Raw genomic sequence first — 13,143 nt, forward strand, 5'->3', positions numbered from 1 at the left:
GTGTATAAGAGACAGGTGTGGGGAAGGGGCGGCCGAATATCGTCCCTGTGGCTGGGTGGCCGGTTATCAAGCCCTGGTGTTGCCGGGGAGGGCGTTCGGGGAGATGATCACCGTTCGTATCGCCTCGATCACTCACCAGGAGCCGAGAAGAGTGTTACGCCGAGCGTCTCTCCGCGCCCTCGCCCCCGTCGCCGCGACCGTGCCGCGCGGGGACGGCGATACCCCCTCCCCCCGGAGGAAACCGGGCGGCCCGCGGGTCGTCTGACGGCGGTCGGCCGCCGCGGTCGCGTCGTCGTAGTACGACCGTGACCGGCGTTCCCCGGCCGCCTCTTACGCCGCACGTCGGCGATCTCCCGCCACCGGCCCGTACCACGGGACGGCACGCCTCAGGGACCCGAGCGGCGACGCGCCGTGCTCATCTTCCCCGCGTCGTGCTCTCGCCTGCCTTCCTTATCGGCCCTTCACCCCCCTCAGGCCACAAAGGAGTTGTCGCTGCCCATGCACCACCGTCCGAGGTCCCTCCTCTTCGCCACCCTGGGCGCGGTCGTCTGCGCCGCCGGGCTCATACCCGCGGCCGGTGAGGCCGCCGTCCGTGAGCCGGGGGACGAGAAGAAGTCCTACGCCGCGACGCACCACCTGACGGTGGACGACGTCGAGAACATCAACGCGCTGAACGACAGCGCCCCGGACCTCCCGGGCGCCGGCCCGTCCCTCCGGCCCCCCGCGTCCGCCGACGACCGGATGACGCCGCCGGCCGAGCCGCTGGACCGGATGCCCGACCCGTACCGGCCCGTGTACGGCAGGGCCGAGACGGTCGTGAACAACTACATACGCAAATGGCAGCAGGTCTACAGCCACCGCGACGGCAAGAAGCGGCAGATGACCGAGCAGCAGCGGGAATGGCTGTCCTACGGTTGCGTCGGCGTCACCTGGGTGAACTCGGGCGAATACCCGACGAACGACCTGGCCTTCGCCTCCTTCGACGAGAACCGGTACAGGAACGCGCTGACCGGCACCCGGCCCCGGCCCGGCGAGACGCGCGCGGAGTTCGAGGGCCGTATCGCCAAGGACAGCTTCGACGAGGAGAAGGGATTCCGCCGGGCTCGCGAGGTGGCCTCCGTCATGAACAAGGCGATGGAGAACGCCCACGACGAGGCGGCGTACGTCGCCAACCTCAAGAAGGAGCTGGCGAACACCAACGACCCCCTGAGCCGCGAGGACACGCGTTCGCGCCTGTACTCGGCGCTGAGGAACACCCCGTCCTTCAGGGACAGGAACGGCGGGAACTCCGACCCGTCCAGGATGAAGGCGGTGATCTACTCGAAGCACTTCTGGAGCGGCCAGGACCGGTCGGGTTCCGCCGACAAGAGGAAGTACGGCGACCCGGAGGCTTTCCGCCCCGCCCCGGGCACCGGGCTGGTCGACATGTCGAGGGACCGGAACATCCCGCGCAGCCCCACGAGCCCCGGTGAGGGCTTCGTCAATTTCGACTACGGCTGGTTCGGGGCGCAGACGGAAGCGGACGCCGAGAAGACCGTCTGGACTCACGGCAACCACTACCACGCGCCCGGCAGCGACCTCGGCCCCATGCACGTCTACGAGAGCAAGTTCCGTAATTGGTCGGCCGGTTATTCGGACTTCGACCGCGGCGTGTATGTGATCACGTTCATTCCCAAGAGCTGGAACACCGCTCCCGACAAGGTGACGCAGGGCTGGCCGTGACCGGTGGGAGGGGGAGGGCCGGCCGTCCGGCTCTCCCCCTCCCCCTCATGCCCGGGGCAACCCACCGCGTCTCACGGCAGCACCGCCACCCCGTCCAGTTCCACCAGTGCCTCCTCGTCCCACAGCCGGACGGCGCCGATCACCGCCATCGCCGGGTAGTGGCGGCCCGCCAGCCGCTGCCAGATACGGCCCAGTTCGGGGCCGTGGGCGCGGTAGGCGGCGACGTCCGTGGTGTAGACGGTGACGCGGGCGAGGTCGGACGGGGTGCCGCCGGCGGCCGCCAGGGCGGTGAGGAGGTTGGTCAGGGCACGTTCGAACTGGGCGGGGAGGTCGCCCGGGACCAGCCGGCCCCCGGCGTCGAGGGCCGTCTGGCCCGCGAGGAAGACCAGGCGCCCGCCCTGGGCGGTGACCGCGTGGGTGAAGCCGCGGGGCGGGGCGAGCGAGGGCGGGTTGACCCGGGCGACGTGCGGCGGACCCGCGTCCCTCGGTGCCCCGCTCATCGGTACAGCTCCCTCGCGATGATCGTGCGTTGTACCTCGGTCGCCCCCTCGTAGATGCGGGTCGCCCGGACTTCCCGGTACAGGTGTTCCAGGAGGTGTCCCTGTTCCAGGGCGCGGGCTCCGTGGATCTGGATGGCGGCGTCGATGACGTCCTGGGCGGTCTCGGTGGCGTAGAGCTTGGCCATGGCCGAGCGGGCGGCGACGCCCGGTTCGCCGGCGTCGTAGGCGCCGGCGGCGGAGTGGACGAGGAGGGACGCGGCCTCGGTGCGGGTGGCCATGTCGGCCAGCCGGTGGGAGACGGCCTGGAGGTCCTTCAGCGGGGCGCCGAACGCGTGGCGTTCGGCGGCGTGGTCGAGGGCCGCGCGCAGGGCCGCGCGGGCCATGCCGACGGCGAACGCGCCGACGCTCGGCCGGAACAGGTCGAGGGTGCGCAGGGCGACGCGGAAACCGGCGTCCACCTCGCCGATGACGTCGTCGGGGCCGACGGGGACGCCGTCGAAGGTGAGCAGCCCGACGGGGTGCGGCGCGATCATGTGCAACGGCCGGCCGCCCAGACCCGGGCGGCCGGCCGGGACCAGGAACGCCGTGATGCCGTGCGCCCCGGCGTCCGGTCGGGTCCGGGCGAAGACGGTGTGGAAGTCGGCCTCCGGGGCGTTGGAGATCCACTGCTTCGCGCCGTGCAGCGTCCAGCCGGACGTCCCCGCGGGTTCGGCCCGCAGCCGGAGGGCGGCCGCGTCGGAGCCCGCCTCCGGCTCGCTGAGCGCGAAGGCGGCGACGGCCCGTCCGGCGGCGACCTCGGGCAGCCAGCGGTCCCGCTGGGCCTCCGTGCCGGCCTGGGCGACCGGGTGGGTGCCAAGGCCCTGGAGGGCGAGCGCGGTCTCCGCCTCGGTGCACTCCTGTGCCAGCGCCTCGCGCAGCAGACACAGGTCGACGGCCCGGAGCACCCCGTCGGCGGGGAACAGCCGCTCCAGCAGGCCGTGTTCGCCGAGCGCGGCCACCAGCGGGCGGTTGACGCGGCCGGGTTCCGCCGCGTCGGCGAGCGGGCGTAACCGGCGGGCGGTCAGGGTACGCAACGAGGCCGACCAGGCGCGCTGTTCGGGGGTGAGCGAGAAGGGGGCCCGGCCCGAAGGCCGGCCGCCGGAGGGGTCCTTCGGGTCCTGCGCGGATGGCATCGGCACCGTCCGTCCTTTCGGTAGCGTTCCGTCGTCCTCCGCCGCGAGTCAGAGGTTGTCGCGCTCTGTTGACTGTCGTCACGGTCTCGTTACGCTGGCAGCGCATCCGTACGGCTGGCAAGACCCCGCGTACCTCCGCCGGCCCCCACGCACCTCCGCCGGCTCCCCCGCACCTCCACCCTTCCCCGGCACGAGGGGGCGCGATCCGTCATGGAGCTCATGCCGTCGGCCCACGTCGACACCTTCCCCCGCGACAGCCTCCCGCCGCCCGGCCAGTGGCCGGACCTGCCGTTCGGCCCGGACGTCCCGTCCTACCCGGACCGGCTCAACTGCGGGGCCGAGCTGCTGGACGCGGCCGTGGCCCGGTGGGGAGCGGACCGGCCGGCCGTACGGGACAAGGCCGGGGGCGTCTGGACGTACGGCGAGCTGCTCGAACGCGTCGACCGGATCGCGCACGCGCTCACCACCGACCTCGGCGTGGTTCCCGGCAACCGCGTCCTCCTCCGCGGCCCCACCACGCCCCTCCTCGCCGCCTGCTGGCTGGCGGTGACGAAGGCCGGAGCCGTGGCCGTGACCGTGCCGGACGCCCAACGCGCCCGTGAACTGGCCGAGATCTGCCGCATCGCGCGCATACGGCACGCGCTGTGCGACGCGCGCTCCACCGGCGAACTCGGCAAGGCGGCCGTGCCCGGCCTGCGGACGACGCCGTTCGGCGGCGGCTCGCCGGGCGACCTGCTGCGGCTGGCGGCAAAGAAACCACCATCGTACGCCGCGGTGGAGACGTCGGCCGACGACGTCGCGCTCATCGCGTTCACCTCCGGGACCACCGGACCGCCCAAGGGCTGTCTGCACTTCCACCGGGACGTCCTCGCCGTCGCCGACACCTTCTCGGCGCGGGTGCTGCGGCCACGGCCCGACGACGTCTTCGGCGGCAGCCCGCCGCTCGGCTTCACCTTCGGCCTGGGCGGACTGCTGGTCTTCCCGCTGCGGGCCGGGGCCTCGACCGTGCTCGCCGGCTGGTCGGGCGCCGGACAGCTGCTCGCGGACGTCCAACGGCAGCGCGTCTCCGTTCTGTTCACGGCCCCGACGGCGTACCGGGCGATGCTGGAGCGGATCGGCTCGTACGACACGTCGTCCCTCCGCCGGTGCGTCTCCGCGGGCGAGCACCTGCCCGCCGCGCTGTGGCACGCCTGGCGGGCGGCCACCGGACTGCCGCTGATCAACGGGATCGGTGCCACCGAAATGCTGCACATCTTCCTCGCCGCCGACGAAACGTCCCGCCCGGGCACCACCGGGCGCCCGGTGCCGGGCTTCGAGACGCGGATCGTGGACGACGCCGGCCGGCCGCTGCCCGACGGCACGCCCGGCCTGCTGGCCGTGCGCGGCCCGGTGGGCTGCCGCTACCTCGCCGACGACCGGCAGACGACGTACGTCCGGAACGGCTGGAACCTCACCGGCGACCGCTACGTCCGGGACCCCGACGGCTGTCACACCTTCCTCGGGCGCGCCGACGACATGATCGTCTCGGGTGGTCACAACGTCGCGGGCCCCGAGGTCGAGGAGGCGCTGCTCCGCCACCCCGACGTGCTGGAGGCGGCGGTCACCGGGCGGCCGGACGAGCGGCGCGGCGAGGTCGTCGTCGCGCACGTGGTGCTGCGGGCCGGCGTCCCGCGCAGCGGGCACACCGCCGACGACCTGCGAGAGTTCACCAAAAAGGAGATCGCCCCCTACAAGTGCCCTCGCGAGATCGAGTTCCTCGACGCGCTGCCGCGCACGCCCACCGGCAAATTGCAGCGGTACAGGCTGCGTTCGGGCGCTTTACAGTTTCCCCGTGACTGACCACCAGCCGTCCCCCACTCCCCGTTCGCTGATCGTCTCCTTCTACGGCGCGTACGGCCGCGGGGCCGCCGGGTGCCCGGCCGGCCCGCTGCCCGTCGCGGCGCTGATCCGGCTGCTCGGCGCGGTGGGCGTGGACGCGCCCTCGGTGCGGTCGGCGGTCTCCCGGCTGAAGCGGCGCGGCCTGCTGACCGCCGGCCGGACGGCGGACGGCGCGGCGGGGTACGGACTGTCCGACGCGGCGCGGCAGTTGCTCGACGACGGCGACCGGCGGATCCTCGGCCGGCCCGCCGCCCGCCCGGGCCACGGCTGGCTGCTGGCGGTCTTCTCGGTGCCGGAGGAGGAGCGGCACAAGCGGCACCTGCTGCGCTCGCGGCTGTCCCGGCTGGGGTTCGGGACGGCCGCGCCGGGCGTGTGGATCGCCCCGGCGCATGTGCACGAGGAGACGCGGCACACGCTGGACCGGCTGGGCCTGGGCCCGTACGTGGACCTGTTCCGCGGCCGGCACCTCGGTTTCGAGCCGACGGCGGAGGCGGTGGCCCGCTGGTGGGATCTGGAGGCGCTGGCCCGTCGCCACCACGCGTTCCTGGAGGCCCACGAGCCGGTGCTGCGCCGCTGGGCGCGGCGGCGGCCGACGGTGCCGGAGGAGGCGTACCGGGACTACCTGTCGGCCCTCGACGCCTGGCGCCGCCTGCCGTACGCCGATCCGGGGCTGCCCGCGGCCGTGCTGCCGGCGGACTGGCCCGGCGTCCGCTCGGCGCGGGTGTTCACGGCGCTGCACCGGCGGCTGCGGGACGCGGGGGCGGCGTTCGTCGCGGAGGTGCTGGAGGGGTGAGGGGCCCGGCCCCCCGGGGTCCGGGGGCCCCGGGGCTCTACGCCCGCCGCCCCACCGGCGGCCGGCGGCTCCCCGCCCGGTACTGGACCGGCCAGGACACCCCCGGCCCGCTGTACTCCTGTTCCGCCGCCGCGTGCAGCGTCCAGTGCGGGTCGTAGAGGTGGGGCCGGCCGAGGGCGCAGAGGTCGGCGCGGCCCGCGAGGATCAGCGAGTTGACGTCGTCCCAGGAGGAGATGGCCCCGACGGCGATCACCGGGACGTCCGCCTCGCTCCGTATCCGGTCGGCGAACGGCGTCTGGTACGAGCGGCCGAACGCGGGCCGTTCGTCGGGGACGACCTGGCCCGTCGAGACGTCCACCGCGTCCGCGCCGTGCGCGGCGAAGGCACGGGCGACGGCCACCGCGTCGTCGGCGGTGGTGCCGCCGGGGGCCCAGTCGGTGGCCGAGATCCGGACGGTCATCGGCCGGTCGGCGGGCCAGACGGCGCGGACCGCGTCGAAGACCTCCAGGGGGTAGGCGAGCCGGCGCGGGAGGTCGCCGCCGTAGGCGTCGTCGCGGTGGTTGGTGAGCGGGGAGAGGAAGGAGGAGAGAAGATAGCCGTGGGCGCAGTGCAGTTCGAGGAGGTCGAAGCCGGCGCGGGCGGCGGCTGACGCGGAGGACGCGAAGGCGTCCCTGATCCGTCGCAGGCCGTCGGTGCCGAGCCGCTCCGGCACCTGGCTGACGCCGGGCCGGTAGGGCAGGGGCGACGGGCCGGCCACCGGCCAGCCGCCCTCCGGGAGCGGGTCGTCCATGCCCTCCCACATCAGCCGTGTCGAGCCCTTGCGGCCGGAGTGGCCGAGCTGCACGCCGATGGCCGTGCCGGGGGCGGCCTCGTGGACGAAGTCGGTGACGCGGCGCCAGGCGGCCTCGTGCCCGGGTGCGTACAGGCCCGTACAGCCGGGGGTGATGCGTCCTCGGGGGCTGACGCAGACCATCTCCGTCATCACCAGCCCGGCGCCGCCCAGGGCGCGCGCGCCGAGGTGGACGAGGTGGAAGTCGCCGGGTGTGCCGTCGGTGGCGGAGTACATGTCCATCGCGGACACCACCACGCGGTTGCGGAGCGTCAGTCCGCGCAGGGTGAAGGGGGTGAACATGGGCGGGGTGCCGGGCGGGATCCCGGCCTCCTCCTCGACGGCGGCGACGAACGCCGGGTCGCGGAGCCGGAGGTTGTCGTGGGTGACGCGGCGGCTGCGGGTGAGGAGGTCGAAGGCGAACCGCCGGGGCGTCCGGTTCCGCCGCCGCCAGGCCAGCTCCTCGAACCACTCCAGGCTGGCCCGGGCGGCCCGCTGGGTGGACTCGACGAGCGGGCGCCGCTCGGCCTCGTACGCCGCGAGGGCCGCCGGTACGTCCTCCGTGCCGCCCGGTCCGGTGAGCCGTCCGACGAGGGCGAGGGCGTCCTCGACGGCGAGTTTGGTGCCGGAGCCGACGGAGAAGTGGGCGGTGTGGGCGGCGTCGCCGAGGAGCACGGTGTTGCCGTACGACCAGTGGGCGTTGACGACCGTGCGGAAGGCCGTCCAGGCGGAGCGGTTGGCGCGTAACGGGTGCCCGTCCAGCGCCTCCGCGAAGAGGGCGGCGCAGGCGCGGAGGGTCTCCGCCTCGGTATGGCGGTCGAAGCCGGCCCGGCGCCAGACCTCCTCGCGCATCTCGACGATCACCGTGCTCGCGTCGGGGGCGTAGGGGTAGCCGTGCAGCTGCATCACGCCGTGCTCGGTCTCGACGATCTCGAAGCGGAAGGCGTCGAAGGCGAAGCCGGCGGAGAGCCAGATATAGCGGCAGCGGTGGGTGGTGAGGGTAGGGCGGAAGTGGTCGGCGTGGGCGGTGCGGGTGGCACTGTGGACGCCGTCGGCGGCGACGACGAGGTCGTGGGTGCGGGCGAGTTCGGCGGCGGGCGGTGCCTCCGTCCGGAACCGCAGGCCGACGCCGAGGCCGCGGCAGCGGTCGTGCAGGATCCGCAGCAGCCGGTGGCGGCCGAGCGCGGCGAAGCCGTGGCCGCCGGAGCGCAGGGCGCGGCCCCGGTGCACGACGTCGATGTCGTCCCAGCGGACGAACGACCGGCGGAGCGCGGCGTAGACCTCGGGATCGGCGCTCTCGATGCCGCCGAGCGTCTCGTCGGAGAGGACGACGCCGAAGCCGAAGGTGTCGTCGGGGGCGTTGCGCTCCCAGAGGGTGACCTGGTGGCCGGGGTCGCGCCGTTTCAGGAGGGCGGCGGTGTAGACCCCGCCGGGCCCGCCGCCGATGACCGCGACGCGCACGTCAGACGCCCCGCCAGTGCGGCGTCCGCTTGGCCGTGAACGCCGCGTGGAACTCGGCGTAGTCGGCGCTGTTCATCAGGAGCGCCTGGGTGGCGGCGTCGAGTTCGACGGCGGCGGAGAAGGGCATGTCGAGCTCGGCGGCGAGCAGGGCCTTGGTCTGGGCGAGGGCCAGGGCGGGCCCCGCGGCCAGCCGGCGGGCGAGCGCGAGGGCCTCGTCCGCTGCCTCGCCCTCCGGCACCAACCGGCTGATCAGGCCGATGCGTTCGGCCTCGGCGGCACGGACGGTGTCGCCCAGCATCAGCAGCCGGGTGGCGTGGCCGAGGCCGACGACGCGCGGCAGCAGGTAGGCGGCGCCCATGTCGCCGCCGGAGAGGCCGACCCTGGTGAAGAGGAAGGCGAAGCGGGCCGTGGGGTCGGCGACGCGGAAGTCGGCGGCGAGGGCGAGCACCGCCCCGGCGCCCGCGGCGATCCCGTGGAGGGCCGCGACGACGGGGAACGGGCATTCGCGCAGGGCCCGGACGACCTGCCCGGTCATCCGGTTGAAGTCGAGGAGCCGGCGGGTGTCCATGGCGAGGGTGGCGCCGATGATGGCGTCCACGTCCCCGCCGGAGCAGAAGCCGCGCCCCGCGCCGCCGAGGACCAGGGCCCGCACCGCGTCGTCCCGGGCGAGTTCGGGGAGCAGGTCGCGCAGGTCGGCGTAGGCGCCGAAGGTGAGGGCGTTGAGCTTGTCCGGTCGGGCGAGGGTGACGGTGGCGACGCCGGAGTCCACGGTCAGGCGCAGGTGCCGCCATTCCTCGGTCGTGGACGCTGATCCGGTGAACGGGCTCATCGGGCACGGCCTCCTTCAGCCGGGTGGGCTGGTGCCTGCCCGGCGAAGCTATCACCGATGTGTGACCGTCGTCACGAGTGCGCGATGGGCAGTGCGGGGTCCGCGGCCCCTCCGGACGGCTCGGGGCGGGCCAGGCTGGAGACGAGCAGCGCCTTGATGGTGTGCATCCGGTTCTCGGCCTGGTCCCAGACGACGGAGTGCACGGACTCGAAGACCTCGTCGGTGACTTCGAGGGAGGTGAGGCCGTGCCGTTCGTGGATCTCCCGGGCGACCGAGGTGCCGAGGTCGTGGAAGGCGGGCAGGCAGTGCAGGAACTTCACGGCCGCGTTGCCGGTGGCCCGGAGGACGTCCATGGTGACGGCGTAGGGGGCGAGCAGGGCGATCCGCGCGTCCCACACCTCGCGGGGCTCGCCCATCGAGACCCAGACGTCGGTGGCGACGAAGTCGGCGCCCGCCACCCCTTCGGCGACGTCCTGGGTGAGCGTGACGCGGGCGCCGCTCCACCGGGCCAGCCGGCGGGCCTCCTCGACGATGCCGGGGGCGGGCCAGAGCTCCTCGGGGGCCACGATGCGGACGTCCATGCCGAGCAGGGCGCCGGTGACGAGGTAGGAGTTGCCCATGTTGTAGCGCGCGTCGCCGAGGTAGGCGAGGGCCACGTGCTCCAGGGGCTTGGCGGTGTGCTCGGAGACGGTGAGGATGTCGGCGAGCATCTGGGTGGGGTGCCAGGTGTCGGTGAGGCCGTTGAAGACCGGGACGCCGGCGTACGCGGCGAGCTCCTCCAGCGTCTCCTGGGCGTGCCCCCGGTACTGGATGGCGTCGTACATCCGGCCGAGGACGCGGGCGGTGTCCCGGGCCGACTCCTTGTGGCCGAGCTGGGAGCCGGTGGGGTCCAGATAGGTGGTGCGGGCGCCCTGGTCGGCGGCGGCGACCTCGAAGGCGCAGCGGGTTCGGGTGGAGGTCTTCTCGAAGACCAGCGCGATGTTGCGCCCGGTCAGCCGGGGCACCTCGGTGCCGGCCCGCTTGGCCGCCTTCAGCTCGGCGGCCAGCTCGACGAGGCCGTGGAACTCCTCGGGGCTGAGATCCGTCTCCTTGAGCAGGCCGCGGCCCGCGAGGTCTGTGGCCATGAGGACTCCCTGAATGCCGTGCGCGCCGGACGCGGCGCGTTCCGTACGCCTCCGCGCTGGAATTCTATGCGCTTGATCGCAATATTATGCACTCATCGTCTCACGGCCTTCCACCGGCCCCTCTCATGCCTTCTCATCCCTGCCGCCCCACCCGGCCGCTCGACCCCTTCGCCTCACCGCCTTCCCGCCTCTCCCCGTGGCTCACCTACGCCACAGGGTCCCGTTCCACCGGGCAGCTCATACAGCGCGGGCCGCCCCTCCCCCGGCCGAGCTCGCTGCCGGGGATGGTGATGACCTCGATCCCATGCTTGCGCAGGAAGGTGTTGGTCGTCGCGTTGCGTTCGTACGCCACGACCACGCCCGGCTCTATCGCCAGCACGTTGCACCCGTCGTCCCACTGCTCCCGCTCCGCCGCGTGCACGTCCTGCGTCGCGGTGAGCACCCGGATCGAGTCCAGCCCCAGGGCGGCGGCGATGGCCCGGTGCATATGGGCCGGCGGGTGGTCGGTGACCTTCAGCTCGCGCTCGCCGACCCCGGGCTCGATGGTGTACGAGCGGAGCATGCCGAGCCCGGCGTACTGGGTGAAGGTGTCCCCATCCACCATGGTCATCACCGTGTCCAGGTGCATCACGGCCCGGCGCTTGGGCATGTCCAGCGCCACGATGGTCCGGGCGGAGCCGGTGGCGAACAGCCGGTGGGCCAGCATCTCCACGGCCTGCGGGGTGGTCCGTTCGCTCATCCCGATCAGCACCGCGCCCTGCCCGATCACCAGCACGTCCCCGCCCTCGATGGTCGACGGGTAGGCGGCCTGGCCCTCCGACCAGACGTGGAAGTCGTCGGCCGCGAACATCGGGTGGTGTCGGTAGACCGCCTCGTAGTGCACGGTCTCGTGCCAACGGGCGGGCCAGCGCATCGCGTTGATGCACACCCCGTCGTAGATCCAGGCGGAGGTGTCGCGGGTGAAGAGGTGGTTGGGCAGCGGGTTGATCAGGAAGTCGTCGAGGTCCGTCACATGGAAGCGGACGGAGACCGGCTCGGCGTGCCGCTCCAGGAACTCGCGCTTGGTCATCCCGCCGACCAGCCAGGACGTCAGCTCGGGGGCCGGCATCCCCTCGAAGGCCGCGCGCAGCGGGTCGGTCGCCAGCGGGCCGTACTCCTTCTCGTCGAAGACGCGGTCCAGGACGAGCGTGCGCGCGGCGGGCACCCGCAGGGTCTCCTCCAGCAGGTCCTGGAAGAGGTGCACCTCGACGCCGCGCTCGCGCAGCACGTCGGCGAACCCGTCGTGCTCGGCGCGTGCGCGGCGGACCCACAGCACGTCGTCGAAGAGGAGGGCGTCCTTGTTGGACGGGGTGAGCCGCTTCAGCTCCAGGTCCGGGCGGTGCAGGATGACCCGCCGCAGCCGCCCGGCCTCGGAATCGACATGGAATCCCATCCCCCCATCCTCACCTGATTCAGCCGTGATCACCCCGAGTGCCACGACGGAACGTCAGACACGCGAGCAGCGCGAGGGCCGCGGCCGCCGCGGCGAACACCCATCCGGCGCGGAGGGTGCCCAGCCCGAGCCGGTGGGCGCCGCCGCCCAGGGCGACGAGCACGGCCACGCCGAGGGCCGTGGCGACCTGTCGGGACATCATCAGGACGCCCGAGCCCTGGGACATCCGGCGGTCCGGCAGCCGGCCGGTCGCCGCGAACATCACCGACTGGCAGAGCGCCGTGCCGACGCCCGCGAGGACGAGGCCGGGCACGAGGGCGGTGGCGTAGCGCGGGGTGCCGTCCACGACGGTCAGCCACCACAGCGAGGCGGCCGTGAAGGACGCCGCGCCCACGACGGCGACGGCCCGTTCGCCCAGCGCGCCGACGAGGCGGCCGGAGAGGGACGAGACCAGCAGCACCGTGGCGGGCCAGGGGGTGAGGGCGAGGCCGGAGCGCTGGACCGACCAGTGCCAGACGTCGGTGCAGAGCACGGACGCGGCGAGCAGCATGGCCGAGTAGGCGAGGAAGTAGCAGAACAGACCGACGGTGGCGGCCGTGAAGCCCCGGGCGCGGAAGAGGGCCGGGTCGACGACCGGCTCGGGGGCGCGGCGCACGTGCCGGACGCCGAGCGCCGTCGCCGCGAGGCCCGCGGCGAGCGCGCCGAGGGTGGCGGGCGAGGTCCGGCCCCAGTCGTCGGCCTCGACGACGGCGGTCGTCAGGGCGCCGATCGCGACGCACACCAGCGCCGTCCCCGGCGGGTCCCAGCCCTGCCGGCCGGCCGGTGCCGGCCGGGGCAGCAGCCGGACGCCCGCGACGAGCGCCACCAGCACCACCGGGACGTTGAGGAAGAACACCCAGCGCCAGTCGGACGCCGCGAGCAGCCCGCCGATCACCGGGCCGGCGCTGGCCGCCAGGGCGCTGACGCCCGTCCAGGCGCCGAGGGCCGCGGCGCGCTGCGCGGCGGGGAAGGCCGGCAGCGCGAGGGAGAGGGAGGTGGGGACGAGCAGGGCCGCGCCGACGCCCTGCGCCACCCGGGCGGCCACCAGCCACCCCAGCCCGGGCGCCAGCCCGCAGCCGACGGAGGCCAGCCCGAACACGGCGAGGCCGAGGAGGAACGCCCGGCGCCGGCCCAGCACGTCGGCCAGCCGCCCGGCCGGGATCAACAGGGCCGCGAGGACGATGGTGTAGGCGTTGAGCACCCATGAGAGCCCCGCCGCCGAGGCGGCGGGGAAGTCCTCCCCGATCACGGGGAAGGCCACGTTGACCGCGGAGACGTCGAGGACGGCGAGGAACTGGGCGGCCGACGCGACCGCGAGGACCAGCCAGCGGCGGGGGTCGGGGGGCGATGACGGGGACGGGCGG

At 74.0% G+C, this 13,143-nt stretch carries 10 protein-coding genes; 3 read left to right on the plus strand and 7 right to left on the minus strand.

Going from position 1 to position 13,143, the window contains the following annotated elements:
* Positions 1 to 498 precede the first annotated feature (498 nt).
* Entirely contained in the window at positions 499 to 1,722 is a 1,224-nt protein-coding gene (locus tag ACSNOK_RS22370; protein WP_436782531.1) for a protein-glutamine gamma-glutamyltransferase, read from the plus strand.
* A gap of 71 nt (positions 1,723 to 1,793) precedes the next feature.
* Here ACSNOK_RS22370 and ACSNOK_RS22375 read toward each other — a convergent pair whose 3' ends face one another.
* Positions 1,794 to 2,222, minus strand: coding sequence for a RidA family protein (locus ACSNOK_RS22375; RefSeq protein WP_436782532.1), 429 nt, complete (start codon positions 2,220 to 2,222; stop codon positions 1,794 to 1,796).
* Positions 2,219 to 3,394, minus strand: coding sequence for an acyl-CoA dehydrogenase family protein (locus ACSNOK_RS22380; RefSeq protein WP_436782540.1), 1,176 nt, complete (start codon positions 3,392 to 3,394; stop codon positions 2,219 to 2,221). Before ACSNOK_RS22380 ends, ACSNOK_RS22375 begins: the two co-directional genes overlap by 4 nt.
* Positions 3,395 to 3,604: 210 nt before the next feature.
* On the opposite strand from ACSNOK_RS22380, the gene ACSNOK_RS22385 reads away from it, so the two are divergent.
* Both ACSNOK_RS22385 and ACSNOK_RS22390 read left to right on the plus strand, forming a co-directional pair.
* Entirely contained in the window at positions 3,605 to 5,233 is a 1,629-nt protein-coding gene (locus tag ACSNOK_RS22385; protein WP_436782533.1) for an AMP-binding protein, read from the plus strand.
* Positions 5,226 to 6,065, plus strand: a complete 840-nt coding sequence (locus ACSNOK_RS22390) for a PaaX family transcriptional regulator (RefSeq protein WP_436782534.1) — start codon at positions 5,226 to 5,228, stop codon at positions 6,063 to 6,065. The genes ACSNOK_RS22385 and ACSNOK_RS22390 overlap by 8 nt, the downstream gene beginning before the upstream one ends.
* 37 nt (positions 6,066 to 6,102) lie before the next feature.
* On the opposite strand, the gene ACSNOK_RS22395 is transcribed toward ACSNOK_RS22390, so the two are convergent.
* From ACSNOK_RS22395 to ACSNOK_RS22415, 5 genes are all read right to left on the minus strand, one after another.
* Positions 6,103 to 8,355 carry a bifunctional salicylyl-CoA 5-hydroxylase/oxidoreductase gene (locus ACSNOK_RS22395; protein ID WP_436782535.1) on the minus strand — a complete coding sequence of 751 codons (2,253 nt, stop codon included), beginning with the start codon at positions 8,353 to 8,355 and terminating at the stop codon, positions 6,103 to 6,105.
* A gap of 1 nt (position 8,356) precedes the next feature.
* Positions 8,357 to 9,184 carry an enoyl-CoA hydratase family protein gene (locus ACSNOK_RS22400; protein WP_436782536.1) on the minus strand — a complete coding sequence of 276 codons (828 nt, stop codon included), beginning with the start codon at positions 9,182 to 9,184 and terminating at the stop codon, positions 8,357 to 8,359.
* 71 nt (positions 9,185 to 9,255) lie between these two features.
* Positions 9,256 to 10,308 carry an ornithine carbamoyltransferase gene (argF, locus tag ACSNOK_RS22405; protein WP_436782537.1) on the minus strand — a complete coding sequence of 351 codons (1,053 nt, stop codon included), beginning with the start codon at positions 10,306 to 10,308 and terminating at the stop codon, positions 9,256 to 9,258.
* Positions 10,309 to 10,513: 205 nt separating this feature from the next.
* On the minus strand, positions 10,514 to 11,740 hold the full coding sequence (locus ACSNOK_RS22410) for an arginine deiminase (RefSeq protein ID WP_436782538.1): 1,227 nt from the start codon (positions 11,738 to 11,740) through the stop codon (positions 10,514 to 10,516).
* Positions 11,741 to 11,759: 19 nt separating this feature from the next.
* A partial coding sequence (locus ACSNOK_RS22415; RefSeq protein WP_436782539.1) for an MFS transporter occupies positions 11,760 to 13,143 on the minus strand: 1,384 nt, incomplete at its 5' end.

This window comes from Streptomyces sp. URMC 126 (genome assembly GCF_051386555.1).
Classification (GTDB): Bacteria; Actinomycetota; Actinomycetes; order Streptomycetales; family Streptomycetaceae; genus Streptomyces.